This window comes from Donghicola tyrosinivorans (genome assembly GCF_003003355.1).
Classification (GTDB): Bacteria; Pseudomonadota; Alphaproteobacteria; order Rhodobacterales; family Rhodobacteraceae; genus Donghicola; species Donghicola tyrosinivorans.
In genome coordinates this window covers 15511-40719 of sequence record NZ_PVTQ01000012.1, presented here as the reverse complement: position 1 = coordinate 40719, position 25209 = coordinate 15511, and the positions used below count along the sequence as shown (strand labels likewise).

General features: G+C 60.5%; 25 protein-coding genes. 10 read left to right on the top strand and 15 right to left on the bottom strand.

Annotation, left to right across the window (positions count from 1 at the left end):
• Positions 1-92: 92 nt before the first annotated feature.
• Complete coding sequence (locus tag CLV74_RS15690; protein ID WP_106266610.1) at positions 93-884, top strand: alpha/beta fold hydrolase; 792 nt, start codon at positions 93-95, stop codon at positions 882-884.
• Here the strand turns inward: CLV74_RS15690 and CLV74_RS15685 are convergent.
• From CLV74_RS15685 to CLV74_RS15660, 6 genes are all read right to left on the bottom strand, one after another.
• Positions 881-1171, bottom strand: coding sequence for a 4a-hydroxytetrahydrobiopterin dehydratase (locus CLV74_RS15685; RefSeq protein ID WP_106266608.1), 291 nt, complete (start codon positions 1169-1171; stop codon positions 881-883). The two genes, CLV74_RS15690 and CLV74_RS15685, sit on opposite strands and share 4 nt — an antisense overlap.
• On the bottom strand, positions 1168-2352 hold the full coding sequence (locus CLV74_RS15680) for a GNAT family N-acetyltransferase (protein WP_106266606.1): 1185 nt from the start codon (positions 2350-2352) through the stop codon (positions 1168-1170). The genes CLV74_RS15685 and CLV74_RS15680 overlap by 4 nt, the downstream gene beginning before the upstream one ends.
• 43 nt (positions 2353-2395) lie before the next feature.
• On the bottom strand, positions 2396-3148 hold the full coding sequence (locus CLV74_RS15675) for a glycerophosphodiester phosphodiesterase family protein (RefSeq protein ID WP_106266604.1): 753 nt from the start codon (positions 3146-3148) through the stop codon (positions 2396-2398).
• Positions 3145-3609 carry a RidA family protein gene (locus CLV74_RS15670; RefSeq protein WP_106266602.1) on the bottom strand — a complete coding sequence of 155 codons (465 nt, stop codon included), beginning with the start codon at positions 3607-3609 and terminating at the stop codon, positions 3145-3147. The genes CLV74_RS15675 and CLV74_RS15670 overlap by 4 nt, the downstream gene beginning before the upstream one ends.
• Positions 3610-3675: 66 nt before the next feature.
• The gene (locus CLV74_RS15665; RefSeq protein ID WP_106266600.1) at positions 3676-4977 is read right to left on the bottom strand and encodes an HlyD family type I secretion periplasmic adaptor subunit; all 1302 of its coding nucleotides are present in this window, start codon (positions 4975-4977) and stop codon (positions 3676-3678) included.
• Positions 4974-6707: a type I secretion system permease/ATPase gene (locus tag CLV74_RS15660; protein WP_106266598.1), complete on the bottom strand. Its 1734-nt coding sequence runs from the start codon at positions 6705-6707 to the stop codon at positions 4974-4976. The genes CLV74_RS15665 and CLV74_RS15660 overlap by 4 nt, the downstream gene beginning before the upstream one ends.
• A 187-nt stretch (positions 6708-6894) precedes the next feature.
• On the opposite strand from CLV74_RS15660, the gene CLV74_RS15655 reads away from it, so the two are divergent.
• Genes CLV74_RS15655 through CLV74_RS23015 form a run of 3 tightly spaced genes read left to right on the top strand, consistent with a single transcriptional unit; the run spans position 6895 to position 8833 of the window.
• Complete coding sequence (locus CLV74_RS15655; protein ID WP_106266596.1) at positions 6895-7680, top strand: MlaA family lipoprotein; 786 nt, start codon at positions 6895-6897, stop codon at positions 7678-7680.
• An 8-nt stretch (positions 7681-7688) separates the two neighbouring features.
• Positions 7689-8291 (top strand): MlaC/ttg2D family ABC transporter substrate-binding protein, encoded by a 603-nt coding sequence (locus CLV74_RS15650; RefSeq protein ID WP_245888569.1) that lies wholly within the window; start codon positions 7689-7691, stop codon positions 8289-8291.
• Positions 8291-8833, top strand: a complete 543-nt coding sequence (locus CLV74_RS23015) for a hypothetical protein (RefSeq protein WP_211299061.1) — start codon at positions 8291-8293, stop codon at positions 8831-8833. Before CLV74_RS15650 ends, CLV74_RS23015 begins: the two co-directional genes overlap by 1 nt.
• A gap of 41 nt (positions 8834-8874) precedes the next feature.
• Here the strand turns inward: CLV74_RS23015 and CLV74_RS15640 are convergent, their stop codons facing one another.
• A complete protein-coding gene (locus CLV74_RS15640; RefSeq protein ID WP_106266594.1) occupies positions 8875-11034 on the bottom strand; it encodes a transglycosylase domain-containing protein in 2160 nt (719 codons plus the stop codon).
• A gap of 250 nt (positions 11035-11284) precedes the next feature.
• Here CLV74_RS15640 and CLV74_RS15635 point away from each other — a divergent pair, with 250 nt between their 5' ends.
• Together CLV74_RS15635 and CLV74_RS15630 are read left to right on the top strand one after the other, a co-directional pair.
• The gene (locus CLV74_RS15635; protein ID WP_106266592.1) at positions 11285-11623 is read left to right on the top strand and encodes a P-II family nitrogen regulator; all 339 of its coding nucleotides are present in this window, start codon (positions 11285-11287) and stop codon (positions 11621-11623) included.
• Between the two features lie 30 nt (positions 11624-11653).
• Positions 11654-12988, top strand: a complete 1335-nt coding sequence (locus CLV74_RS15630) for an ammonium transporter (protein WP_106266590.1) — start codon at positions 11654-11656, stop codon at positions 12986-12988.
• 67 nt (positions 12989-13055) lie between these two features.
• Here CLV74_RS15630 and CLV74_RS15625 read toward each other — a convergent pair whose 3' ends face one another.
• The 4 genes from CLV74_RS15625 to smpB form a co-directional block, all read right to left on the bottom strand.
• Positions 13056-13430 (bottom strand): rhodanese-like domain-containing protein, encoded by a 375-nt coding sequence (locus CLV74_RS15625; protein ID WP_106266588.1) that lies wholly within the window; start codon positions 13428-13430, stop codon positions 13056-13058.
• A 185-nt stretch (positions 13431-13615) separates the two neighbouring features.
• Positions 13616-14800 (bottom strand): amino acid aminotransferase, encoded by a 1185-nt coding sequence (locus CLV74_RS15620; protein ID WP_106266585.1) that lies wholly within the window; start codon positions 14798-14800, stop codon positions 13616-13618.
• Positions 14800-15651: a 3-mercaptopyruvate sulfurtransferase gene (gene sseA, locus CLV74_RS15615; RefSeq protein WP_106266583.1), complete on the bottom strand. Its 852-nt coding sequence runs from the start codon at positions 15649-15651 to the stop codon at positions 14800-14802. The genes CLV74_RS15620 and sseA overlap by 1 nt, the downstream gene beginning before the upstream one ends.
• A 175-nt stretch (positions 15652-15826) precedes the next feature.
• Positions 15827-16306, bottom strand: coding sequence for an SsrA-binding protein SmpB (smpB, locus tag CLV74_RS15610; RefSeq protein WP_106266581.1), 480 nt, complete (start codon positions 16304-16306; stop codon positions 15827-15829).
• 125 nt (positions 16307-16431) lie between these two features.
• On the opposite strand from smpB, the gene CLV74_RS15605 reads away from it, so the two are divergent.
• Positions 16432-16995, top strand: a complete 564-nt coding sequence (locus CLV74_RS15605; RefSeq protein ID WP_106266579.1) for a pseudouridine synthase — start codon at positions 16432-16434, stop codon at positions 16993-16995.
• On the opposite strand, the gene dapA is transcribed toward CLV74_RS15605, so the two are convergent.
• Positions 16992-17864 carry a 4-hydroxy-tetrahydrodipicolinate synthase gene (dapA, locus tag CLV74_RS15600; protein ID WP_106266577.1) on the bottom strand — a complete coding sequence of 291 codons (873 nt, stop codon included), beginning with the start codon at positions 17862-17864 and terminating at the stop codon, positions 16992-16994. The genes CLV74_RS15605 and dapA overlap by 4 nt on opposite strands.
• A gap of 148 nt (positions 17865-18012) precedes the next feature.
• Between dapA and CLV74_RS15595 the strand changes: the two genes are divergently transcribed.
• Complete coding sequence (locus CLV74_RS15595; protein WP_106266574.1) at positions 18013-19974, top strand: lytic transglycosylase domain-containing protein; 1962 nt, start codon at positions 18013-18015, stop codon at positions 19972-19974.
• 79 nt (positions 19975-20053) lie between these two features.
• Here the strand turns inward: CLV74_RS15595 and CLV74_RS15590 are convergent, their stop codons facing one another.
• Both CLV74_RS15590 and mnmC2 read right to left on the bottom strand, forming a co-directional pair.
• Positions 20054-20938, bottom strand: a complete 885-nt coding sequence (locus CLV74_RS15590) for a DMT family transporter (protein ID WP_106266572.1) — start codon at positions 20936-20938, stop codon at positions 20054-20056.
• Positions 20935-21612, bottom strand: a complete 678-nt coding sequence (mnmC2, locus tag CLV74_RS15585) for a tRNA (5-methylaminomethyl-2-thiouridine)(34)-methyltransferase MnmC2 (protein WP_106266570.1) — start codon at positions 21610-21612, stop codon at positions 20935-20937. The genes CLV74_RS15590 and mnmC2 overlap by 4 nt, the downstream gene beginning before the upstream one ends.
• 55 nt (positions 21613-21667) lie before the next feature.
• Between mnmC2 and CLV74_RS15580 the strand changes: the two genes are divergently transcribed.
• On the top strand, positions 21668-22711 hold the full coding sequence (locus CLV74_RS15580; RefSeq protein ID WP_106266568.1) for an NAD(P)/FAD-dependent oxidoreductase: 1044 nt from the start codon (positions 21668-21670) through the stop codon (positions 22709-22711).
• A 99-nt stretch (positions 22712-22810) separates the two neighbouring features.
• Here the strand turns inward: CLV74_RS15580 and CLV74_RS15575 are convergent, their stop codons facing one another.
• Entirely contained in the window at positions 22811-23794 is a 984-nt protein-coding gene (locus CLV74_RS15575; protein ID WP_106266566.1) for a P1 family peptidase, read from the bottom strand.
• Between the two features lie 168 nt (positions 23795-23962).
• Between CLV74_RS15575 and CLV74_RS15570 the strand changes: the two genes are divergently transcribed.
• Positions 23963-25165 (top strand): M24 family metallopeptidase, encoded by a 1203-nt coding sequence (locus CLV74_RS15570; protein WP_106266564.1) that lies wholly within the window; start codon positions 23963-23965, stop codon positions 25163-25165.
• Positions 25166-25209 lie beyond the last annotated feature (44 nt).

Here is a 25209-nt window from a genome sequence, read left to right as displayed (position 1 = left end):
CACCGTCGCTTTGCGATCTGACTCTTTTATCGCCCTATGGTTGTGCTAGGGTCCGCCCGAGTACAAAGTGATTTCGGTTTGAGGCCATTGTTTTGAAACCTTTTTGCGTGGATGCGGGCGAAGGGCCGCCTCTGGTGCTTTTGCATGGCTGGACCATGGATAGCCGCATTTTCGAAGATCAGATTAACCGCTTGTCACCAAGCTTTCGCTGCCTCGTACCGGACTTGCCCGGCCACGGGCGCAGCGCCTTGATCGAGCCCACCTTGGACAGCGCCGCAATGGCTTTGCAGCAGGTTCTGGATCGGGTGCCCGACCAGAAGGCAACGCTGGTGGGCTGGTCGATGGGGGCAATGGTGGCATGGCGCTATATCGAGCTATTCGGTCAAAGCCGTCTGGCCGCGCTGGCAACCGTGGACATGTCGCCCAAGCTAGCGAATGGCCCCCGCTGGCGGTACGGCCTGAAGCGCAGTACGCGGCGGGCTGGCCTTCAGCCCCAGCCGCTTGCTTGGTCCGACCGCGCCGAGGCGATTGCACGGGGGATGTTCTGTTCTGGCGGCGATGCCACACCGCGCCTGAAAGAGGCGGCGAAAAAGATGGTCCTGTCACAGGACCAGCGGGCGATGCGTGTCATGTGGGCCTCGATGATGAAGGCGGACGAGAGGTCGGTGATCGGCAAGATCACCCTGCCTTGGCTGATTTGCTACGGCACCCACAGCCGCGTTTACCCCAGCGCCTTGCGCACATGGCTGCTCGGTCGTGCGCCGCAGGCGCGGGCCTTGGGCTTTGATCAATCGGGCCACAGCCCCCATCTGGAAGAGCCATTGGTCTTTGCGCAGGCCATCACCCGCTTTGCCGAGGAGAGCGCCCTGCAAAGTCCCGATTAATCGGCAGACATCTTGCGGGCCAGTTTGGCATCCAGCGTCGTCAGCCCGCCTGCGTCATGGCTGGTCAGGGTCACGTCCACGCGGTTGTAGACGTTGGTCCATTCCGGATGGTGGTTCATCTTTTCTGCGATGATGCCCATCCGGACCATCCACCCCAACGCCTCTGGGAAAGTGCCGAATTTAAACTGGCACTGAATGCCTTTGCCGTCGTCGGTTAGTGTCCAACCCTTGGGGCCAAGTTCAGCCAGTAGGGCGTCGCGGTCCGCGTCATTCAGGATTTCGGTCATTGCTGCTCCTGCGTGGTGGTTTTGCGAAAGGGGCCGTATTCGGTCAGGATCTCGACCTCTTCATCGATCGCGGCACCCTCGGCGGTAAGGTAGCGTGTGATCGCATCGCGGAAACCGGCATCGCGGACCCAATGCAGCGAATGGGTGACAGTGGGCAGATACCCTCGGGCCAGCTTGTGTTCGCCCTGCGCGCCAGCCTCGACGCGGGCAAGTCCGTGGGTAATGGCCCAGTCGATGGCCTGATAATAGCAGGCCTCAAAATGCAGGCAGGGGTGATCTTCGATACAGCCCCAATAACGGCCATAAAGCGTCTCGCGCCCGATGAAATTCAGCGCCCCTGCAATCGGGCGATCACCGTCAAAGGCCATAACCAGCATCATGTCTTCACGCAGGTGCTCCTGTGCCAGATCAAAGAACTTGCGGGTCAGATAGGGGCTGCCCCATTTGCGCGATCCGGTGTCCTGATAGAACTGCCAGAAGGCGTCCCAATGCGCGGGCTCAATCTGGTCGCCCGTCATTGCGCGGATCGTGCCGCCAAATCCCTGCGCTTGCTCCCGTTCTTTCCGGATGTTCTTGCGCTTGCGGGACGATAGCGAGGCAAGGAAATCGTCAAACGTCCCATAGCCGTCATTCAGCCAGTGGAACTGCTGGCTCTTGCGGCGCAGAAGGCCCATCGCCTCGCCCGCGATCGCCTCGTCCTCGGTGCAGAAGGTGACGTGCAGGCTGGACAGGTTGTTCTGGTCGGTGATCTGTACTGCCCCTTGGATCAGCGCCGATTGGGCGGCCAGTTCATATCCTGGCCGGACCAGAAAGCGGCGTCCCGTAGCAGGCGTGAAAGGCACGGCGATTTGCAGCTTGGGATAATAGCGCCCGCCAGAGCGCTCATAGGCATGGGCCCAGTTGTGGTCAAAGATGTACTCGCCCTGACTGTGGTTCTTGGCGAATAGCGGTGCGACTCCGATCAGTAGATCCCCCTGATAGGCAGCCAGATGGTGCGGCTCCCATCCGGCGCGGGGACCGGTCGAGCCGCTATCCTCAAGCGCCTTCAGGAACCGGTGGGTGGTGAAGGGGTCAAAGGGGCGCCCGCCATCGGCAGCCTCGGGGCAGGCACAGGCATCCCAGTCCACCGCAGTGATCTGGTCCAGAGAAGACAGGGTATGGATTTCGATGGTCTCGGTCACGTGCGGCCCTCCGACCCTTAAGTTGGACCGATCCGCGTCGGGTTCAAGCGGCCAGATAGCCTTCGAAGGTCACATTCTGCGCAACCGCCCGCGCAGTGCCTTCGGCTTCGGCGCTGCGGATGGTCCAGCACAGAATATCAATGCCTTGCGCCTTCAAGGCGGCCACGCGGGCTGCCGACAGATCATTGGCATCATGGCTGATAAAACACGCACCCGTGCCGTCAATGTCGGGAATTTTCGCCAGTTCCAGCCGCCGCGCATCGGGTACCAAAGGCCAGTCATCCGCGTTGAAATCGCAGGTGGTCAGGCCACGCGGAATGTCAGGCGCAAGCTGCGCCATCTTATAGACCGAATGGGGGTTGAAAGACATCACCGCCACGGGGCCTGCATAGCCTCGCAGCGCCTTCGCGGTGGCCTCTTCCAATGGGCCGACGTTCGGGCCAAGGCGCAGGTCCTGATCCTTAATCTCGATCAGTAGCGGTACACGGCCTGCCACGATCTCAAGGATTTGGGGCAGCGTGGGAATGCCGCTGGGGCCACCCTTTAAAGGGATGCGCCCCAGTTCTTCGGCGGTTCGCAGGCCGATGGGGCCTTTTTCAAACGTCAGACGGCCAAGGTCATAGTCGTGAAAGACCATCGCCTGCCCGTCTGCACTGGGTTGTAGATCAATTTCGATCCCGTAGCCCGACTCAACGGCGGCCAGTACGGCCTCTTCGCTGTTCTCGGGGCGACCGGTACCATGGAGCGCACGATGAGCGATGGGGCGGGCCAGAAAACCGGGATCGAGTCTGATCATTTGATCTGGAAAATCGCTTCGATTTCGACCGCAACACCAAGGGGCAGGCTGCCTGCCGACACGGCCGAGCGTGCGTGACGACCCGCGTCGCCCAGAACCTCGACCATCAGGTCAGAGGCACCGTTCACCACTTTGGGCTGCTCGGTGTAGTCGGGGGTGCTGTTCACAAAGCCCACCAGTTTGACGACGCGAACCACGCGGTCCAGATCGCCGCCACAGGCCGCTTTGGCCTGTGCCAGAAGGCTCAGCGCACAGCGGCGTGCTGCTGCTGCACCGGCGGCGGTGTCCAGATCGGCGCCGATTTTACCAGTGATCAGCCCGTTTTCATCAGAGCTGATCTGACCCGACACATGCACCAGATCGCCGACCTGCACAAATGGCACATAGTTGGCGGCCGGCGCAGGGGCGTCGGGCAGAGTGATGCCTAGCTCGGCCAGACGGCCTTCGATCTTTCCGGTCATGGAGACTTCCTTCGTTTGATTCCATGTGGACGCTAACGGGGAAGCGGGGTTTGGAAAACCCCTTGCTTACCCTTCGCGGAAGGCCTTGGCGAAATAGTCGGTGAGCGGCTTGGTTAGATAGACAATCGGGGTGCGGTCTGCTGTCTTGATAAACGCCTCAACCGGCATGCCGGGGATCAGCGTCGTGTTTTCAGGAAGTCGTTCAATTTCATGGTCTTTCAGCTGAATCTCAGCACGGTAAAAGCTGGCACCCGTCTGTTCGTTGTCGAAAGCATCCGCCGAGAGGTTCACCACCTTGCCAAACAGTTCGGGCGTGGTCCGTTGATCCAGCGCCGAGAAGCGCAAGGTCACGTCCTGACCCAGAAACAGCTTGTCGATGTGGATCGTCGGTACCTGCGCGGTGATTACCAACGGGCGGTCCTGCGGGATCAGATACAGCACGGAATCTGCCGCGCGAATGACCGAACGGGGCGCAAAGACGGCCATCCCGTAGACCACGCCCGACACGGGCGCACGGATGTCCAGCCGGTCCAACTGTTCCAGAATGCGGGCGCGTTGTTCGCGCAGTTGCAATTCGCCGTACCAGTTTTCACGTAGTTGGGTGATGGCCTCTTCCCGCTGGCGGGTGCCCAGTTTCAGGATTTCGATGTCCAACTCGGTGATGCGACCTTTGGATTGGGCGTCCAAAGCGATCAACTCGGCTTTGTCACCTTCAAGCGAGGCACCTTCGCGCTGCAAGGCCAGCAGACGCTGCGCCTGTGTCAGACCCTGATCGAACAGGCGCTGCTGACTCTCGATCTCGCCGTTTAGTAGGGTCAACTGGCGGTCGATCGCTTTGACCTGAGACGCGATGCCGACCAGTTGATCCTCGGTCTGGTCGCGGCGCTTGGTCAGCTGCTCGATTTCCTTTGCGATGGAATCGCGGCGGGCAAAGAACAGCCGTTCCTGACCCTGTGCCAGATCGGCAACCTGCGGGTTGAGGGCGGATTGTTCGATCAGCAGGGGATCAAAGGTGATGGTGTCTGACTGGTCCTGTTCAGCCTCAAGCCGGCCACGGCGGGCCATGTATTCAAACAACTGGCCTTCAACGATGGTCAGTTCTGACGTCAATAGCGTCGGGTCCAGCCGGATCAGCATGTCCCCTTGGTTGACCACATCCCCTTCTTTCACGAGGATTTCAGCGACAACACCGCCATCGGGGTGCTGGACGACCTGACGGTTCTGGTCCACCTCAATGCGGCCGCCCGCAATGACGGCGCCCGAAAGCTCGGCCATTGTGGCCCAAGAGCCGAAGCCCCCGACCAGTACAAGCAAAGTTGAAAAACCCATCACGAGCGGTAGGCGGGACGAAAAGCGCGGAGTGCTCATGCGACACCTCCGGGGCGGGCTTGCTTGATCTCAGCGTGGTTCTGCACAAGGCTGCGCAGGACCTCTTCCTTCGGGCCAAAGGCGCGGCGGGCGCCTCCCTCCAGCATCAAGAGCAGGTCGCATTCCTGAATGGCCGCCGGACGGTGGGCCATGATCAAAGCGGCTTTGCCTTCAGCTTTCATCCGGCGGATCGCCGCATTCACAGCCTCAGAGCCTTCGTTGTCGAGGTTCGAGTTCGGCTCATCCAGCACCAGTAGCACAGGATCACCGTATAGCGCCCGTGCCAGTCCGATCCGCTGGACCTGACCGCCGGACAGACGACCGCCCAGTTGGCTGACGCGGGTGTCGTAACCGTTGGGCAGCTTCAGGATCATGTCATGGGCGGCAGCGCGTTTGGCGGCCAGCACCACTTGTTCAGGGTCGGGGTTTTCCGACAGGCGGGCGATGTTTTCGGTGATTGTGCCATCAAACAACTGCACCCGCTGGGGAAGGTAGCCGATCAATTGGCCCAGAACATCGGGATCATATTGGTCCAAAGCCGCGCCATCCAGACGGATTTTGCCGCTGACAGGACGCCAAAGTCCCGTGAGAGCCCGCGCCAGCGTGGACTTGCCCGCGCCCGACGGTCCGATCACGCCAATCGCCTGACCGGGGGCCAGATCAAAGCTGACCAGACGCAAGGCAGCCTGCTGTTCGCCCGGCGGGATGATTGATAGCTGATCCACCAGTAGCTTTGCTTCGGGGCGGGGTAGGGGGGTGCGCTCGGGCTCGGGCGGTGTAGTTGTCAGCAGTTCGGTCAGGCTGGACCAGCCTTTCAAACCGCGCTGCACGATGGGCCATTGGCCAATCGCCGCTTCGATCGGGGCAAGAGCGCGGCCCATCAGGATCGAGCCCGCAATCATCGCGCCGCCGGTCAATTCGTTTTGCAGCACCAGCCATGCACCAAGTCCCAGCATCAGCGATTGAAGCAGCATCCGGAAGGTCTTGGTGACCGAACTGAAGCCACCAGACAGATCGCCGGACGCCAGCTGCATCTCTAGGGCATCGTCACGGCGGGCCTTCCAGCGGCGGAAGCTGGCACCGCGCATGCCGAGCGATTGCAGGGTCTCGGCCTCATTGCGCAGTTGGTCGCCAAGCATATCGGCGCGCTGCGACGCCTCGGCGCTGCGGACCAAGGGACGGCGCGAGACGCGCTGGTTGATCAGGGCAACAGCGATCAAAATCGCGCCACCGACCAAAGCCAGAATGCCAAGGTAGAGGTGAAACAACAGAATGCCGCCCAGAAAGAACGGCGTCCAAGGAATATCAAAAAGGGCAATCAGGCCGGGCGAGGCCAGCATGCGCTGCACGCTTTCCAGATCCCGCAGTCCGGTCTGCGCATTGACTGCGTTCGGCTCAATCGCAGCGCGGCGGAGGCTGGCGTCATAGACGCGGTGTTCCAGACTGGCCTGCAGATTCGCGCCCACCCGTGCCATGATCCGGCCACGCGCCAGATCCAGCAGACCCATGACAACGAAGAGGAAAACCAGCAGCAACGTGAGTGCCAATAGCGTTGCCTCGGACCGGCTGCCAAGTACTCGATCATAGACCAGCAACATGTACAGCGGACCCGTCAGCATCAGAAGATTCGCGAAAAAACTGAATATCCCCACTGCCCAAAACAACCTGCGGTAGCTTTTGCGAGCAGAGAGCAATTCCTCTTTGCCAGCTTGGGGTTTTGCCTGCGCCATCCTAAATAATAACCTTAATACAGAGCGTGGTTTTCACGCACGCTACCATGAAAAATCGTCGCTGATTAAACACAATATCCAAAGAAAAACCATCCACCCTCTAGGATTTCCCGAATTAAGCCTTAGGACTCACCGCAACACATGTGGGCGATACATCTTAGTATTTTGCTAAAGAGGGACTTTTTGGATGCAGATTTTTGCAAAGGCGTTTTTGGGTGCGGCGCTGGCGACATTGGCGGCCTGTGCAACGCCAGAGCCTGGCCAGAATTTTGCCGACCCTTATGAGCAGCGCAACCGCAAAATCCATGAGATGTCCAAGCGCATGGATACCAATGTGCTGCGCCCTGCTGCGATGGCTTACGGCAAAGCATTGCCCGAGCCTGCTCGTGTGGGTGTTGCGAATGTGGCCAGCAACCTTTCGCTACCCTCCACGGTCGTGAATGGCGTCTTGCAGGCCGATGCCGAGCTGGTGGTGAACAACACCCTTCGCTTTGTCATCAACTCGACCGTCGGGATCGCGGGCATCTTTGATCCGGCGGCTAATATGGGGCTGACCAAGCAGTCCGCTGATTTCGGTGAAACCTTGCATGTCTGGGGTGCCCGTGAAGGGGCCTATATTCAACTGCCCGTTCTTGGCCCCTCGACCGAGCGGGACACCGTGGGCAAGGTAGTTGATGCGGTGATCAACCCGCTTGGCTTGATGTTCCCGCCAGAGGCCATCCCCGTGACGCGGGGGATCAAGGTCGCGGATGTGCTGGGGGATCGCTACCGCTTCGACAACACGATAAGTTCAACACTTTATGAAAGCGCGGATAGTTACGCGCAGCTTCGTTCGGTTTATCTTCAAAACCGTCGCTATGAACTGGGCATGTCTGCCATCGCAGACGAGACCGCATACGACGATCCCTATGCCGACACGGCCGCTGACCCCACTTTGGATCCCTACGCGGATCCTTACGCTGCATTAGAATGAGACGACCTATGTCCGAATTTATCATGACACGCCGTGGTTTTACGGTGTCTGCCGTTGCCGCATTGATCGCGCCTGCGCTGCCTGCCTTCGCCTTGGATCAGGCCGGAGCTTCGCGCTTGGTGGGAACGGTTGTTGATTCGATCAACAGCGTGATTGCTTCGGGCAAATCCGAAGCGGCGATGATCGCCGAGTTTGAACGCATCTTCATCCAGTATTCGGACGTTCCGACGATTGCCCGTTATGCCCTTGGGGTGGATGCCCGCAGCGCCAGCGCCGCTCAGATGAGCGCCTTTACCCAATCTTTCACCGGCTACATCAGCCGCAAATACGGCAAGCGTTTCCGTGAATTCATGGGTGGCCGCCTTGAGGTGCAAAGCGCCAAGCCGGTCAAAAGCTTTTACGAAGTTCGGACGTTGGCCCATATTCCCGGCTCGTCCCCGTTTGATGTGACCTTCCTTGTGTCGGATCAGTCAGGCAAGGATCTGTTCTTCAACATGTTCATCGAAGGGGTGAACCTGCTGCTGACAGAACGAGACGAGATCGGCGCAATGCTGGATCAGCGCCGTGGCAATCTGGATCAGTTGATCGTGGATCTGAAAAAGGCGGGTTGATGCGGACAGGGGCTTATCTTGCATTTGTCGCGTCGGTCGCGGCCTCGCAGGTGAACGCGTTTGATGGGCTGTACAAGCAGTCAGCCAATGCTGATTGCAGCCTGGTCGGAGTGGATGGCGGTGCCCTGAAGATCGAGGGCGCGCAGTTTATCGGCGTCGAGAATAAGTGCGAGATGACGCTGCCTGTCGACGTGAACGAAATGGACGCGCGCCTTTATACCATGCAGTGCGAAGGGGCGAACGGCCCTTGGTCGGCCCGTGCCATGTTGGTGCATGCCGCCGACGGCGGTCTCATCATGGTTTGGGACGGCTATGCGTTCAAATATGACCGCTGTCCTGAGGATGTGACCAAAGCCAGTTCTGACGGGGTGGTTTCAGGCAGTGCGGATGTCATGTCAGCTTTGCCCGATGATGCCCCCGCGACGGAGGTCGCAAGCACTGGCGAAACGTCTGCGCAAATCGACGGGGCCGCGGATGCAGCGATTGATGCCGAAGCGACGCCCGAACCTCCCGTGGCCGCCACGGAACAAGGCGAAGGATAAGAAACGGGGCCAAGCGGCCCCGTTTTTCGTTGGTGATCGGCTTAGTTCCGTCCGCCGCCGAACAGCGAGTTCAGCACGTCAGACAGTGCCTGCCCAAGCGGATCGCTGTTTTGCTGCGGGGCGCGTGGCACCTGACGCTGGGTTGTGACAGGGGCCTGTGCCGCAGGGGCAGGGCGCAACATGGGCAGCGGGCGCGGAGGCAGCCCTTCGTGAACGCGGACCATGACCTCGTGCCAGATTTCGGCGGGCAGACCGCCGCCGGTGACGCCGCTAAGGGGGGTGTTGTCGTCATAGCCCATCCAGACACCCGCCACGTAATCGGCAGTAAAGCCCACGAACCACGCATCCCGCGCCGCCGAGGTGGTGCCGGTCTTGCCAGCTGCTTCGCGGTCGGGAAGACGCGCGCGCTGGCCGCTGCCTTCGCTGACCACTTTTGACATCATATAGATCAGCTCACGCGCGGCTTCTTCGCGGATCACACGCTCGCCAATACCGCCGTCGGCATCCATCAGCGGGGTGTCATCGCCCATCAAGGTCAGCTCGGTCAGACCGTACGGTTTCACCGAACTGCCACCGTTCAGGATGCCCGCATAGGCCCCGACAACCTCGATCAATGTGGCCTCAGAGGCCCCAAGCGCCAAAGCGGGACCTGCGGCCAGATCGCTTTGAATGCCGAAGTCCGATGCAATCTGGCGCACGTTATCGCGGCCCACGGCCTCGGACACCTTCACAGCAGGCACGTTCAGCGAGTTTGCTAGCGCATATTCCAGCGTGACCTGCCCGTAGTGCTTGCGGGTGTAGTTCTCGGGGCTCCACGGGCCAGAGCCGGGGATGTCGAGGGTGTAGGGCTCGTCCACGACGGTCGAGTTGTAGTGATGCCCCAGTTCCAGCGCCGCAGCGTAGACAAAGGGTTTGAACGCCGAGCCGGTCTGGCGTTTCGCCGTGGTCGCGCGGTTAAAGACGCCGCTGACCTTGGTTTTGCGGCCGCCCACCATGGCGCGGACAGCACCATCCGCGCTCATGACGATGATCGCCGCCTGCGCTTTGGATCCTTCTTTGACTTTGTTCTCGAAGATGTACTTCATCGCATCTTCCGCCGCGGTCTGGATGCGTTGATCAAGGGTTGTCTTGATCAGGACGTCTTCGGTGGTGTTGCGGGTAAAGTAGTCGGGCCCGTCAGACATGACCCAGTCGGCAAAATAGCCGCCCGCCTTCGCCTCTGCCGCGTCGGACAGTTGGGCGGGATTGCTGCGGGCTGTGTTGGCTTGTGCCGGTGTCAGGTAACCCTGATCCTCCATCAATCCGACGATGATGTTCGCCCGCTGCTGGGAACGTTCCAGATTGTTGGTCGGGGCATAGCGCGTGGGGGCCTTCAGAAGGCCCGCCAGCATGGCCGCCTCGGCGGGGTTCACCTGTGCGGCAGACTTACCAAAATACCGCTGCGCGGCGGCCTCAAAGCCCCGCGTGCCTGCACCCAGAAACGCGCGGTTCAGGTAGATGGTAAGAATTTCGTCCTTCGAGTACTTGGCCTCCATCGCCAGCGCATAGGTGGCTTCGGTGATCTTGCGCCATAGGGTGCTGACGCGGCAGTCGGCCTCATAATCCGCTTCGGTCTGGCCGGTGGTCGGATCATAGGGGTTGCCAAGACAAAGCAGCTTTGCGGTCTGCTGGGTGATGGTCGAGCCACCATGGCCCGACAGCGGACCGCGCCCTTCGCTGAGGTTGATCTTGACCGCGCTGGCCACACCGATCGGGTCCACACCCGGGTGCAGGTAAAAACGACGGTCTTCCGTCGCGATCACCGCATCGCGCAGATAGGGAGAGACCGTGCTGGCCGTAATCATGCCGCCGAACTGCTCGCCGCGCCACGCAAAGACCTTGCCGTCGCGGTCCATCAAAGTGACCGAGCCCTTGGCGCGTCCGTCTACTAGCGCCGAGACATTGGGAAGCGATGCGTAATAATACAGCACACCCGCACCGACCAGCAGGGCGACAATCATGCTGACGCGCCAGCCAAAGCCCCAGATCAGCCCGAAGATAAATCCGAAGAATCTGCTAATGATCCCCCCCTTGCGTGGGGGTCGCGCGGAAGTTTTCCGCTTTTTCACCGCAGGTTTGCGCGGTTTCTTCGAAGGAGTGCCACCAGGAGCGGGGCGCCGGTCTGCAACGAGTCGGCGGGAGTCGCGGCCATTCTGGGTCATTTCGGGTCTGCTCGTTTGTATTTTCGCGTGCAATTTACCGAACTCTTACCCCAATGTAGAGGCACTCATGAACTTTTGATCGTTTGCTTGCTGATTAAAAATTATGCATTTTTTAATAACTGCACATTTTTTAATCATATAGCTTCAGTTCTCGCTCAGATTTCGCTGCGGGAACTTGGATTTCGGACGGATTCACGCGTTTTCTGCCTCTGCAACCCGCAGTTATGCCTGCCAACGAGAGGGGACAGAGGTGAAATTCATCATTGCTACAATCAAGCCGTTCAAGCTGGAGGAGGTCCGCGAGGCGCTGACCGCAATCGGCGTACGCGGCATGATGGTGACCGAGATCAAAGGCTTCGGCTCGCAGTCGGGTCACACCGAAATTTACCGTGGTGCCGAGTATGCCGTGAACTTCGTTCCGAAGATCAAACTTGAGATCGCATGCAGCGCATCCATGGCCGATCAGGTTGTCGACACAATCCAGAAAACCGCCAAGACCGACAAGATCGGCGACGGCAAGGTTTTCGTTCTGGACCTGCAGCAGGCTCTGCGTGTCCGGACCGGCGAAACTAACGAAGACGCACTGTAAAGCGTACTTACAATAGGAACGATTGATATCATGAAACTTATCAAGACTCTCCCGTTGGCCGCAGCCGTTGCTGCCCTGCCGACTCTGGGTCTGGCGCAAGATGCCACTCCCGGCGTTGATGCCAGCACCGACAGCATCTTTATCCTGAACTCGCTGCTGTTCCTGGTTGGCGGCTTCCTCGTGTTCTTTATGGCTGCCGGCTTTGCGATGTTGGAAGCGGGCCTTGTGCGCTCGAAGAACGTGGCGATGCAGTGTACCAAGAACGTTGCGCTGTTCTCGCTGTCCGCGATTTTCTACTACCTGATCGGCTACAACCTGATGTACCCCCTCGGCACCTGGGCCGTTGATGGCGTACTGTCCGGCGTCTGGGGCGTTGGCGTTCTGGAAGCTGTGGGCGTTGCCCGCGACGCAGCCGATGACTACAGCTATGCTGCAACCGGCTCGGACTTCTTCTTCCAGCTGATGTTCTGTGCGGCAACTGCTTCGATCGTTTCGGGTACTCTGGCCGAGCGCGTCAAACTGTGGCCCTTCCTGATTTTCACCATCATCCTGACCGGCATCATCTACCCGCTGCAGGCATCGTGGAAATGGGGCGGTGGCTTCCTGGACGCTGGCGGCTTCCTGGACTTCGCAGGCTCGACCGTTGTGCACTCGGTTGGTGGTTGGGCGGCTCTGACCGGCGCTCTGATCCTTGGTCCCCGTATCGGTAAATACACCAAAGACGGTCGCGTTGTTCCCTTCCCCGGTTCGAACCTGACCCTCGCAACTCTGGGTACGTTCATCCTGTGGCTGGGTTGGTTCGGCTTCAACGGCGGTTCGCAGCTGGCCATGGGTACTGTTGGTGACGTTGCTGACATCAGCCGTATCTTCTCCAACACCAACGCAGCAGCAGCTGGTGGTTCGATCGTTGCCCTGATCCTGACCCAAGTCATGTACAAAAAGCCTGACCTGACCATGGTTCTGAACGGCGCGCTGGCTGGTCTGGTGTCGATCACCGCAGAACCGCTGACCCCCACTCTGGGCGCAGCGACCCTGATCGGTGGCGTCGGTGGTGTTCTGGTTGTCTTCGTTGTTCCCCTGCTGGACAAGCTGAAGATCGACGATGTTGTTGGTGCGATCCCGGTTCACCTGTGCTGCGGCATCTGGGGTACTCTGGCAGTCGCTCTGACCAACCCCGATGCAAGCTTCGGCGCACAGATCTACGGCATCGTTGTTGTCGGTATCTTCACCGTAGTCGCTTCGGCAGTGGTTTGGTTCATCCTGAACATGGTCATGGGTCTGCGCGTCAGCGAAGAAGACGAGATCAACGGTCTGGACAAAGCCGAACTGGGCATGGAAGCCTACCCCGAATTCTCGAAGCTCTAATCAGACCTTCGACTATCGGAAAGCAGATCGGGCGCCTCATGGGCGCCCGATTTCTTTTGTGGATCGGTCAGGCTTTGCGCTGGGGAGCGCCGGTGGCCATGTCGGTGCCCATGTAGGGTTTGCCCGCCGCTTTCCACGCGCCAAAGCCGCCCTCCATATGGGCGATGGGACCAAGGCCTGCCTCAAGCGCGATGCGTGCCACCCGTTCCGACCGCATCCCCGAGCCACAGTGGAACACAATCCGCTTGCCCGTCTGGCAGGGCAGCTTGGCGGGTTTGAAGAACGACAGCGGCATCAAGAGCGCGCCCTCAATGTGTTCGAACATGTATTCCTGCGGTGTGCGGACATCGATGATGACGATGCTGTCCGCGTCGAAGGCCTTTTGCACTTCGTCCACGGTCCAAGTTTCCAGAGTGCCGGTCTCGGTGGTTTCGGTTTTCATCAGTCAGATCCTGTATGCGGGCCCGCGATCTGCGGGGCGAAAGAAATATGGACCGACATGAAAAATGCCGGCGACCCGAAGGGTGCCGGCATTTCTGAGGCTTTGTGTCCCAGCAAGGTTCCGGTCCGTTCAGGCATTCAGATAATGGAATGCGTGATCTTTCCAAGACCCTTTTCGGGAAAAATTCATCCACCCGCTTTGATGATGGCGTCCGCCAGCAGGGGAACGGTGGTCTTGTTCAGACCTGCGATGTTGATCCGCGAATCACCGACCATGTAGATGCCGAAGTCTGCGCGCAGCTTCTCGACCAGCTCGGGCGACAGGCCCAGACGCGAGAACATGCCACGGTGACGGGCCACAAAGTCAAAACGGTCCGAGTTCGACAGGCGCTTCAGTTCACCAGCCAGCGATTCACGCAGACCCAGCATGGACAGGCGAACCTCTTCCAGCTCGGTCTTCCACTCATTGTAGAGGGCGTCGTCATTCAGGATCATGGTGACCAGACGCGCGCCGTGATCCGGCGGGAAGCTGTAGTTCTGGCGGTTCAGGAACGCCAGCGTACCCTGCGTATTGGGGGTCTGCGCGGCAGTTTCCGAGATCGCCAACAGGCAGCCGGTACGCTCGCGGTAGATGCCGAAGTTCTTCGAGCAGCTGGCCGCGATGATCACTTCGGGGCAGCTTTGTGCGACCAGACGGGTGGCTGCGGCGTCTTCTTCCAGACCGTCACCAAAGCCCTGATAGGCGATGTCGATCATGGGCAGCGCGCCGAGTTCGTTCAGCTTGTCCACGACAGTCTGGAACTGCTCGATGGTCAGGTTCGCGCCGGTCGGGTTGTGGCAGCAGCCGTGCAGCAGCACAACGTCGCCCGCTTTCAGCTGGTTCAGGTCATCCATCATGCCGTCGAAATCGACGCCGCCGGTGGCCTCGTCGAAGTAGCGATAGCTGACGGTGGGCATGCCGATGAACTTCAGGATGCTCAGGTGGTTGGGCCAAGTGGGGTCCGACACGAAAACGCGGGCATCGGGGTTGGCCAGTTTGATGGCTTCAAAGCCCTGACGCACGGCGCCGGTGCCGCCGGGGGTGGCTACGGCTGCGATACGGTCACGGGCCACAACGCCGCCAAGCACCAGCTTGATCATCGCGTCGTTAAAGCCGGGATCGCCCGCCAGACCGGTGTAGGCTTTGGTAGTCTCAACTTCCCACAGCTGCTTTTCGGCAGCTTTAATGGCGCGCATCACGGGGGTGACGCCCTCGGCGTTTTTGTAGACGCCGACGCCAAGGTCGATCTTCTGGTCGCGAGGGTCTTCGCGGTACGCTGCCATCAGCGCCAGAATTTTATCTGCGGGTTGGGGTTTGAGGTTGGAAAACATTATGCCTCTCCGGTGGCAATAGGAAGGGTGGGGAAGGCGCCCCATTCGGCCCAAGAGCCGTCGTACAGCGCGTGGTCGTGCTTGCCCAGATGCTCAAGAGCAAGGTTCAGCACGGCTGCGGTCACGCCGGACCCGCAGCTGGTAATGACAGGTTTGTTCAGGTCTACGCCTGCATCCGCAAAGGTCGCCCGCAGCCCGTCAGCATCCTTGAAGGTGCCGTCTTCGGTCAGCAGTGATTTGAAAAACACATTGCGCGAATTGGGGATGTGGCCTGCGCGCAGACCGGGACGGGGCTCGGCCGCTTCGCCGCGGAAACGCTCCGGCGCACGGGCGTCAACGATGGTCCAGTCGCCAAGCTTCGAGGCCGAAGAGACTTCGGTCACGTCTTTGATCAGCTGGTTCTGACGCATCACGGTCATGTGGCGGTCGCGGACAACGGGGGGCAGGTCTTCGGTTTCGCGGCCCTCGGCCAGCCACTTGGGCAGGCCGCCGTCCAGCACCGCCACATCGGTCTTGCCCATGAGGCGGAACATCCACCACACACGTGCCGCCGAGAAGATGCCCGCGCCGTCATAGATCACCACCTGATGACCGTCGCCCACACCCATCGCCCGCAGGCGTGACATGAATTTCTCGATCGGGGGGGCCATATGGGGCAGATCCGAGCGGTGATCGCTGTTCTCATCGATATCGAAGAACCGCGCACCGGGGATATGGGCCGCATCATATTCGGCTTTGGCGTCCCGATTCATGTCGGGCAAATACCATGAAGCATCCAGAACCCGCAGGTCAGGATCTTTCAGGTGCGCGGCAAGCCATTCGGTCGAGACAAGCGTCTTGGGATTATCCATGGCGATCTCCCCCCGTAGAGTGAACGAAAATACGGTTTCGTCTAGCGCGGGGCAGGGCTTGGCTGCAAGACCTATGCTTGGGCCACAGGTATTTTCGCGGGGAAGATGTTCTAACAGTCGCGCCTAAGGTGGGCCAAACGGCCTGTTGTACCCGATTGGCCGTTCCGCAGACGGTTTAGCCCGCCTGTTTCAGCAGTCGCTGCTTCTGGCGATTCCAGTCGCGCTTGGCCTCGGTCTGGCGTTTGTCGACGTTCTTCTTACCCTTGGCGATGCCCAGTTTGATCTTAGCGATGCCACGGTGGTTGAAGTACATCACCAGCGGCACAAGGGTCATGCCCTTGCGCTGGGTCAGGTTCCACAGATCGGCCATTTCCTTGCGCGAGACCAGCAGCTTGCGGCGGCGACGCTCTTCGTGGCCCCATGTCTTGGCCTGCTCATAGGGGGCGATGTAGCTATTGATCAGCCACAACTCGCCTTCTTCGACGCTGGCATAGCTTTCGGCGATGTTGCTGCCGCCTTTGCGCAGGGATTTCACCTCGGACCCGGCAAGGATGATGCCGCACTCGATATCGTTTTCGATCGCGTAATCGAAACGGGCACGCCGGTTTTCGGCGATCACTTTGTAATTCGGGTCGGTCTTGGGTTTCTTGGCCATGGTCGGGATGTGTTACAGGGGTCTGTGCGTGGTGTCTACTGGTACGAACCACGGGATATGGGGACGGGTTCCCGCTTTTCCAAGAGAGATTGCGCAGGCTTTGCCGCCGCTGTAGGCCATATGCCATGACCCGATTGATCCTGCTGAACAAACCCTTCGATGTGCTGTCCCAATTCACGGACAAAGGCACCGCTGGCAGTCCGCGCCCGACCCTTTCCGATTTCGTGAAGGTGCCCGGTGTCTATCCCGCAGGACGGCTGGACCGCGACAGCGAGGGGCTTTTGCTGCTGACCGACAACGGCAAGCTACAGTCCCGCATCGCTGATCCGCGCAACAAGATGCCCAAGACCTATTGGGTGCAAGTCGAAGGCATTCCTGATGACGCCGCCTTGAACACCCTGCGCAACGGGGTTCAGTTGAAAGACGGTATGACCCGCCCCGCCATCTGCGTGCGCATGGATGAACCTGCCAAGCTGTGGGAACGCGACCCGCCCGTGCGGTTCCGCAAAACCGTCCCTGACTGCTGGATCGCCCTGACCATCACCGAGGGTAAAAACCGGCAGGTCAGACGCATGACAGCCGCAGTCGGGCATCCCACACTGCGGCTGATCAGAGCGCAAATTGGTGAATGGTCTGTTCACGGCCTTGCCCCGGGCGAGTGGCGCGAGGCAAAGCCGAAGAAGTTTTAGACCAGACCTGCGTGGGCCATAGCCGCGTCAATCTTGGCGCGGGTGGCGTCGGTCAGGGGCAGCAGGGGCAGACGCACCTCTTCGCTGCACAGACCCAGCTTGGACATGGCATATTTTGCGCCAGCCACACCGGGCTCGATAAAGATCGCTTCGTGCAGGGGCATCAGACGGTCCTGATATTCCAGCGCCTTGGCAAAGTCGCCTGCCAGAGTCGCCTCTTGGAATTCCGCGCACAGTTTGGGTGCAACGTTCGCAGTGACCGAGATCGCACCGACGCCGCCGTGAGCGTTAAAGCCCAGAGCCGTCGCATCCTCGCCCGAGACCTGACAGAAGTCCGCGCCACAGGCCGCACGCTGCTTGCTGACGCGGCTGATGTCACCGGTGGCATCTTTGACGCCGATGATGCGTGGCAGCTTTGCCAGTTCGCCCATGGTGGCGGGGGTCATGTCGATGACCGAACGACCGGGGATGTTGTAGATCATGATCGGCAGCGCGCAGGCTTCGTGCAGCGCGGTGTAATGGGCGATCAGACCGGCTTGGGTCGGCTTGTTGTAATAGGGGGTTACCACCAGAACCGCGTCCGCGCCCACCGATTCGGCGTGCTGGACAAGACGGATGCCTTCGCGGGTGTTGTTGCTGCCCGCGCCTGCGATCACCGGAATACGGCCCGCAGCGGCTTTGACCACCTCTTCGATGACCATCTCGTGCTCTTCGTGGCTTAGGGTGGGGCTTTCGCCAGTGGTGCCAACAGGAACAAGGCCATGGCTGCCTTGATCGATGTGCCATTCCACAAGTTTGCGCAGCGTCTCCAAGTCCAGCTCGCCGTTCTTGAACGGCGTGACCATAGCAGGAATAGACCCTTTGAACATGACACGCTCCTCTCTTGTGTGATGGCAGCCCGTTTGCTGCCCTTAAGTATCGAAGCGCCCAATACCAGCGGGATGCAGGATTGCCAAGTTTGTGAATTGCACAGATGCGCGGCACTGTTACTGTGTTGCTGTAAAAAGGCAGAGCAGAATGACCTTACCGATCCAACGCTTTCTCGGCGCAGCAGTCGTTTGCGCCGCCATTGGCATGCATAGCGGGCCGCTGTCCGCCGCCCAAAGCATGCGCCCCCCGCACGCGCTGTCCAGCGCGATTGATGCCGCCGAAGCCAAAGATTGGGCGGCGGCGTTCCGGCTGGCTGCACGCAACGGGGAGATCGCCCGCGATCTGGTGGAGTGGCATCGCTTGCGCGCGGGCGAGGGCTCGCCCGCCGAAGTTCTGGCATTTCTGGACCGTCACAGCGATTGGCCCGGTATCGCCTATCTGCGCAAGCAATCGGAAAAAGCCTTTGCTGAGAATGCCTCGCCGGATCAAACCAACCGGTTTTTCCAAAGTGGCGCACCGCAAACCGCGTGGGGGGCGTTCGCCTTGGCCCGCGCCTATGAGGCAGCGGGCAATAGCGCAGCCGCCCATGATGTGATCCGCACCGCATGGCGCAGCATGTCGATGGAGGCGGACCTTCAAGCGGCCTATGAGGCCCGCTACGCCGTGCAACTGAAGGACCTGCATGAGGCGCGTCTGGACATGTTGCTATGGGAAGGCGCGCGCAGTGACGCGGGCCGGATGCTGGTGCATGTGTCCGAAGGCTGGCGGGCTTTGGCCGCTGCCCGGATCGCGCTGCAATCGGACACAGGCGATGTGAACGATTTGATCAACGCGGTCCCAAGCGCCCTGCAAGGCAACGCAGGTTTGGCCCATGACCGCTATCAGTGGCGGATCGACAAGGGCTACACTGATTCGGCCCGCGATCTGTTGCTTGAGCGCAGCGCCTCGGCTGATTTTCTTGGCCGCCCCGAGAACTGGGCCAACTGGCGCCGTATCCTGACCCGCCGCGAAATGCGCGAAGGTAGCCCCGCCATGGCCTACCGCATTGCCTCGACCCACGGGCTGACGGCAGGCTCTGACTGGGCCGATCTGGAATGGCTATCCGGCTACATCGCTCTGCGCCAGTTGAACGATCCCGCACGGGCGTTAGAGCATTTCAAGAACCTGAATGCCGAGGTTGAAAGCCCCATCTCCAAGGGGAGGGCCGGCTACTGGATCGGCCGCGCCTATGAGGCATTGGGCGACGCCCAAGCTGCACGGATGGCCTATGAGGCGGGCGGGTTATACCAGACCAGTTTCTACGGCCTGCTGGCCGCCGAAAAGGCAGGCCTGCCCTTCGATATCTCGCTGGCGGGGGGCACCCCAGCAACGGATTGGCGTCACGCGGGCTTTGTCCGCTCGACCCTGTTTCACGCGGCAGTTCTGCTGATCGCCGCAGATGAACGGGTTCTGGCCGAGCGCTTCATCCGTCAGATGGCCGAAACCCTGCCCGAAGCCGAAGTCGTCGCCTTGGGCGATGCGATGATCGAAATGAATGAACCCCATCTGGCGGTTATGGTTGGCAAGGACGCAGCCAGCCGCGGTATGGTAGTGCCTCGCGCATATTATGCGCTGCACCCGATTGCCAAACTGGGTCTTCCGATCGAACCCGAGTTCGCATTGGCAATCGCCCGCCGCGAAAGCGAATTTGACCCGTCCGTAGTTAGCCCCGTCGGTGCAAGGGGCCTGATGCAACTGATGCCAGCCACAGCCGAAGCGATGGCAAAAAAGACCTCCTTGCCCTTCAATCTTGGTGCTCTGACGCGGGACCCGATCTACAATGCCCGTTTGGGCAGCGCGTATCTGGCCAAGCTGAAAGAGGATTTTCAAGGCAACCCGATCATGATGTCCGCCGGATATAACGCCGGTCCCAGCCGCCCCGAACGCTGGATTGAACAGTTCGGCGACCCCCGTCGGGGTGCAGGGGACATCGTAGACTGGGTCGAGATGATCCCCTTCCGCGAAACCCGCAACTATGTGATGCGCGTGACCGAAAGTCTGCCCATCTACCGCGCCCGTCTGGGGCAAGCACCATTGCCAGTGCCGTTCTCGCAAGAGATCGCAAAGTAGAGCGCAAAGAGCGCTTCCTTATTGCTCAAATACTCATGTTCAACCGACCCACAGTGGGTACCGGTGGAATTGAGTATTTTTACAATAAAGAAGCCCGTTTTTGCGCAAGATGCGCGCGCCAGAAGGTGAACAAGCCTGCGGCCAAGACGATGGCGGCGCCGATGGCTACGTTAGCCTCGATACTTTCGCCAAAGACAAAGATGCCGACCAGAGAGGCGAAAACCAGTTGTAGGTAGGCAAATGGTTGCACGGCCGAGGCTTCGGCGACCTCGTAGACTTTGATCAGGGTGTAATGTCCCGCCGCGCCGGTGAAGCACAGAGCGATCATCCAGCCCCAGTCAGGCAGGCTCATGGGTTCCCAGAACCACACACCGATGGCTGTCATGGCAACAGCGCCGGTGACGCCGGTCCAGAAAAAGCTGGTGGCCGAACTGTCAAAGCGGGCCACGTAGCGGGTTAGAAGCCCGTAGAGAGCGAACATCAACGAGGCCAGTAGCGGGATAAGCGCGTATGGCGAGAACACTCCCATCCCCGGTTTTAGGATGATCAGCACGCCCACAAAGCCTGTTCCGATGGCCAGCCAGCGGCGCCAGCCGACCGTCTCGCCCAGAATGGGGCCTGAGAGGGCAGCGACCAGCAGGGGGTAGGCGACGAAGACGGCGTGACTCTCGACCAGTCCCAGAAGGACGAAGCCCGTAACCATGACGCAGATTTCAAAGGCCAGCAGCAGCCCGCGAAAGCTTTGCAGGAAGGGGTGTTGTGTCGCCGCCGCAGCCCTTACGCCGCCAGCTTTGCGCACTGCAATCGCGATGACAAAGGCCGCGAAGAACCAATAGCGGATCATCACCACCATGAAGACGCTGTAGTTGCCCGCCAGATGGCGCGAGAGACCGTCCTGCATCGCAAAGATGAAGGTCGTCAGGATCATGAGCATGATCCCGAGTTGGTTATTTTGCTGGGTCATCCGGCTGCGCCTTTGAATGCGATGGTCATATGTCTTTTTCGACCATAGCCGGGGACGCGTTCAACGGTGAAACCTGCCTGTTCCAGATTGCGCCGCACAAAGCCTGCGGCGGTATAGGTGGCGGCGGTGCCATTTGCGGAGGTGTGGCGTCCGACCTCGGTCATGAGGTCCGCTTCCCACAATTCAGGGTTCTTGGCAGGCGAGAACCCGTCCAGAAACCAAGCATCCGCGCGGCCTTGCCAGAGGGGCAGAGTCTCGCGGGCGTCGCCCCGATGCATCCGGAATTCCAGATCCGGCAGGGAAAAGCGTGTTTGTCCCAGATGTGGGTCAAGTTCACTCACCAGCGTTTCCAGTTCCGGAAAGGCGGCCAAGGCGCGCAGCATCTCTGGGCGCGACATGGGGAAGGCTTCAAAGGTGGTAAAGCGCAGTGAGCCGGTCTGGCCGCTTTCGCGCCAGCATTTCAGAGCCATCAGCAGGTTCAGGCCGGTGCCAAACCCGAGCTCTGCGATCTGGAAGTCGGGGCGAAACCGTTCCGGCAGGCGATTGCCTGCCAGAAAAACATGGGCGGTTTCATGCATGCCGCTGTCCAGACTGAAATATGGATCATCGAACCTGCGTGAGACCGGAATTCGTTCGTCTCGCCATTCGAGGTCCGCCCCGTGCTGGTTCCCCATGGCAACTTCCTTTAGTTGGGATCTTAACGCGCGACACTGGCGGCTGATCGGAGGTTTGGCAATGGTAGACGTGACCGTTTTAGGGGCAGGAATCTTCGGATTGGCAACGGCTTGGGCCTGTTGCCAGCGTGGAGCCCGCGTGCGCGTGATTGATCCTTTCGGGCCGGGCGCGGGTAGTTCGGGCGGGATTGTCGGGGCTTTGGCACCTCATACGCCGGAAAACTGGAACCCGAAAAAGGCCTTTCAGCTACGTAGTTTGCTGCGGGCTGAAGGGTTTTGGGCGGAAGTGGAGGCCGCAGGGGGCAAGTCGGCGGGCTATGGGCGGACGGGACGATTGCAACCCATCGCCGATGCGCGGGCGCTGGAGTTGGCGCGGGCGCGTGAGGTCTCGGCTGCCGAGTTATGGGGCGATGCGGCGCAATGGCGGGTCATTGCGGCGGAAGAGGCGGGGGAGTGGGCGCCGGTGTCGGCAACAGGATACCTGATCCACGACACGCTGAGCGCCCGTATGCATCCCCGTCAGGCTTGTGCCGCTTTGGTTGCCGCCATCACGGCCTGCGGTGGCGAGGTCGTTGCCGAGGGGGCGTTAGAGGGCGCTGTGGTTCACGCCACCGGCTGGCGCGGTTTGTTGGAACTGTCCGAGCAATTGGGCGGGCGCAGCGTTGGCAATGGGGTGAAAGGGCAGGCGGCGCTGTTCGCGCTGGATCGGCGGGACCTGCCGCAGCTTTATGCGGACAGCCTGCATATTGTGCCTCATGCAGATGGAACCATTGCCGTTGGCTCGACCAGCGAGCGGGAGTTTGATGCGCCCGATTCTGTCGATGGCCAGTTGGAGGACGTGATTGCCCGTGCACGGGCTGCGCTGCCTGAACTGGCTGGGGCCGAGGTGATCCTGCGTTGGGCTGGCGTCCGCCCTCGCGCCCGCAGCCGCGCGCCGATGTTGGGGGCCTGGCCCGGGCGGGCCGGTCATTTCGTGGCGAATGGAGGCTTCAAGATCGGTTTCGGCATGGGGCCAGAGGTGGCGCGGGTCATGGCTGATCTGGTACTGGAGGGCGCTGATGGCATCCCGCAGGGCTTTCGCGTTGAGGATAGCCTGTGAGGCAGGCGCTGGTGACGGTGAGTATTTGGGTCAAGAAGAAGCCTGATGTGCGTTTCGCTGGCTTTTGTCGCGATTGAGTATTTGGGCAATAAGGAAGTTTCAGTGGCTGCCGAAAGCTGTGCGCCACGTCGGATAGGGATCGTTGGGCGCGGCGTATGCGTGATAGACGCCTCGCGCGATGGCGCGGGCAAGGCAGGTGGCTGCGGCGTGGCCGATCCAGAGGGTATCCTCGATCGGGTTTGAGAGGGGCTTTGTGCCTGTGGCAGCGGCGAAGATCAGGTCTCCGTCCATGGGGGTGTGACTAGGGATGAGGGCGCGGGCCATGCCGTCATGGGCGGCGGTTGCCATGCGGGTACATTGGGCTTGGGTGAGCGCCGCGTCGGTGGCCACAATGGCGATGGTGGTGTTGTTGCTGGAGAGTTTCGTCGGGTGCAGGTCCTTGGGCGGTGTGCCGATGCCTTTGCCGCCGAATTCGGCCCCTTGTTCAAAGGGGGCGGCCCAGAAGTGCCCAGTGGGCATAGTGGCTGTGCCGAGCGCATTCACGGCGACCAGCGCGCCGACCGTATGGCCCGATGGCAGAACGCAGGAGGCCGAACCAAGGCCGCCTTTCAAGGTTGCCGTTGTGGCCCCTGTGCCTGCGCCTGTCGTGCCCAGATCAAAGTTTTGGTTTGCTGTGGCAAGGGCCGCTTGGCCGAGCGGCGCATAAGGGTTTGTTGGCCAGTTTTTGTCGCCGCCGTTCAGCAGGTCAAAAAGAATAGCCGCTGGCACGATGGGGATGCGGTGTGGCCCGACGGCAAAGCCCCGCCCTATATCGCGCAGCCCTTGGGTCACGCCCGAGGCCGCATCCAGACCGAAGGCCGAGCCGCCGGAGAGGACCAGCGCGTCCACTTGCTCGACCGTTTTGTCAGGGGCGAGAAGATCGGTTTCCCGCGTACCGGGGGCGCCGCCCATGATGTGGACGCCTGCGGTGAACGGCGTATCGCCCACCAGCACGGTCACGCCGGTTTTGATGTGGTCATCCGAAGCGTTCCCGACCCGTAGGCCTGCCACATCGGTGATAAGATTTCTGGCACCTGGTTTCATGGGTTTACCTTGGCGCGGGATATCCTTTCGGGCAATCGAAATGCTGCTTGATTTGGCGCGCGCTCTGGCACAATGCTTGGCGCAGCGCGGGGCGATGGCGTCGCCCCCTCAAACAGCGCCAGTCCGTCCTGTACGCCGGGACCTTCTTTGCCAAAAAGGAGGTCTGAATTGGACCGTCCCGAATTTTACCGCTTTCATCAGGGTGACAAGGTTCTGCCGTTTGCACCTGAAGAATATGATACTCGTCTGGCAGGCCTGCGCCTGATCATGGAACAAGAGGGTGTTGATGTGGCTGTGTTCACGTCGATGCACTCGATCGCCTATTACTCGGGCTTTCTCTACTGCTCGTTCGGTCGCCCTTATGGGTTGGTGGTGACCAAGGATCAAAGCGTCACGATTAGCGCAGGCATTGATGCGGCGCAGCCGTGGCGGCGCTGTCACGGGGATAACATCACCTATACCGACTGGGCCCGTGACAACTATTGGCGGGCGATCCGCAGTGTCACCGGTGAAGGTGCCCGTGTGGGGTTCGAAGAGGATCACATGACGCTTGTCCAGATGGAGAAGCTGAAGGGATTCCTTGCGCCCTCGGGCACTGTGCCGATCGCCGCCCGCGTGATGCGTCAGCGGATGCACAAATCGGCGGCCGAGATCGCCTTGATCCGGCACGGGGCGCAGGTTGCCGATGTGGGCGGCTATGCCATCCGCGAGGCCATCAAAGCCGGAGTGCGCGAGATCGACGTGGCTATGGCGGGCCGTGATGCGATGGAGCTTGAGATCGCCAAGCGCTTTCCCGATGCGGAATACCGCGACACGTGGGTCTGGTTCCAATCGGGGATCAACACCGACGGGGCGCATAATCCTGTAACGGGACGGGTCTTGCAGCGCGGGGACATCCTGTCGTTGAACACCTTCCCGATGATCTCGGGCTATTACACCGCGCTCGAACGCACGCTGTTCGTCGAAGAGGTGGATCCTGCCAGCCTGAAAATCTGGGAGGCCAACGTGGGTGCCCATGAATACGGGATGAGCTTGCTCAAGCCCGGCAATAGCTGTGCCGAGGTCACTTTGGCGATCAACGAATTCTTCGCCGAGCGGGATCTGCTGCAGTACCGGACCTTTGGCTACGGCCACTCATTCGGGGTGCTGTCGCACTATTACGGCCGCGAAGCGGGGCTGGAGTTGCGCGAGGATATCGACACGGTTCTGGAGCCCGGCATGGTCATCAGTATGGAGCCCATGCTGACCATTCCCGAAGGCCAGCCCGGTGCTGGCGGCTACCGCGAGCATGACATCCTGATCATCACCGAAGATGGCGCAGAAAACATCACCGGCTATCCCTACGGCCCCGAGACCAACGTGGTGGGCTAAGGCACTGGACTTTGGCGCCAGCAGCTTGCAGGTTGGCGCCAAAG

Excerpts from the sequence above, each read along its gene's own strand:
- CLV74_RS15685 (WP_106266608.1), bottom strand. The coding sequence starts at position 1,171 with ATGACCGAAATCCTGAATGACGCGGACCGCGACGCCCTACTGGCTGAA.
- CLV74_RS15675 (WP_106266604.1), bottom strand. The coding sequence starts at position 3,148 with ATGATCAGACTCGATCCCGGTTTTCTGGCCCGCCCCATCGCTCATCGT.
- CLV74_RS15670 (WP_106266602.1), bottom strand. The coding sequence starts at position 3,609 with ATGACCGGAAAGATCGAAGGCCGTCTGGCCGAGCTAGGCATCACTCTG.
- CLV74_RS15665 (WP_106266600.1), bottom strand. The coding sequence starts at position 4,977 with ATGAGCACTCCGCGCTTTTCGTCCCGCCTACCGCTCGTGATGGGTTTT.
- CLV74_RS15660 (WP_106266598.1), bottom strand. The coding sequence starts at position 6,707 with ATGGCGCAGGCAAAACCCCAAGCTGGCAAAGAGGAATTGCTCTCTGCT.
- CLV74_RS15655 (WP_106266596.1), top strand. The coding sequence starts at position 6,895 with ATGCAGATTTTTGCAAAGGCGTTTTTGGGTGCGGCGCTGGCGACATTG.
- CLV74_RS15650 (WP_245888569.1), top strand. The coding sequence starts at position 7,689 with ATGTCCGAATTTATCATGACACGCCGTGGTTTTACGGTGTCTGCCGTT.
- CLV74_RS23015 (WP_211299061.1), top strand. The coding sequence starts at position 8,291 with ATGCGGACAGGGGCTTATCTTGCATTTGTCGCGTCGGTCGCGGCCTCG.
- CLV74_RS15640 (WP_106266594.1), bottom strand. The coding sequence starts at position 11,034 with ATGACCCAGAATGGCCGCGACTCCCGCCGACTCGTTGCAGACCGGCGC.
- CLV74_RS15630 (WP_106266590.1), top strand. The coding sequence starts at position 11,654 with ATGAAACTTATCAAGACTCTCCCGTTGGCCGCAGCCGTTGCTGCCCTG.
- CLV74_RS15625 (WP_106266588.1), bottom strand. The coding sequence starts at position 13,430 with ATGAAAACCGAAACCACCGAGACCGGCACTCTGGAAACTTGGACCGTG.
- CLV74_RS15620 (WP_106266585.1), bottom strand. The coding sequence starts at position 14,800 with ATGTTTTCCAACCTCAAACCCCAACCCGCAGATAAAATTCTGGCGCTG.
- sseA (WP_106266583.1), bottom strand. The coding sequence starts at position 15,651 with ATGGATAATCCCAAGACGCTTGTCTCGACCGAATGGCTTGCCGCGCAC.
- smpB (WP_106266581.1), bottom strand. The coding sequence starts at position 16,306 with ATGGCCAAGAAACCCAAGACCGACCCGAATTACAAAGTGATCGCCGAA.
- CLV74_RS15605 (WP_106266579.1), top strand. The coding sequence starts at position 16,432 with ATGACCCGATTGATCCTGCTGAACAAACCCTTCGATGTGCTGTCCCAA.
- dapA (WP_106266577.1), bottom strand. The coding sequence starts at position 17,864 with ATGTTCAAAGGGTCTATTCCTGCTATGGTCACGCCGTTCAAGAACGGC.
- CLV74_RS15595 (WP_106266574.1), top strand. The coding sequence starts at position 18,013 with ATGACCTTACCGATCCAACGCTTTCTCGGCGCAGCAGTCGTTTGCGCC.
- CLV74_RS15590 (WP_106266572.1), bottom strand. The coding sequence starts at position 20,938 with ATGACCCAGCAAAATAACCAACTCGGGATCATGCTCATGATCCTGACG.
- mnmC2 (WP_106266570.1), bottom strand. The coding sequence starts at position 21,612 with ATGGGGAACCAGCACGGGGCGGACCTCGAATGGCGAGACGAACGAATT.
- CLV74_RS15575 (WP_106266566.1), bottom strand. The coding sequence starts at position 23,794 with ATGAAACCAGGTGCCAGAAATCTTATCACCGATGTGGCAGGCCTACGG.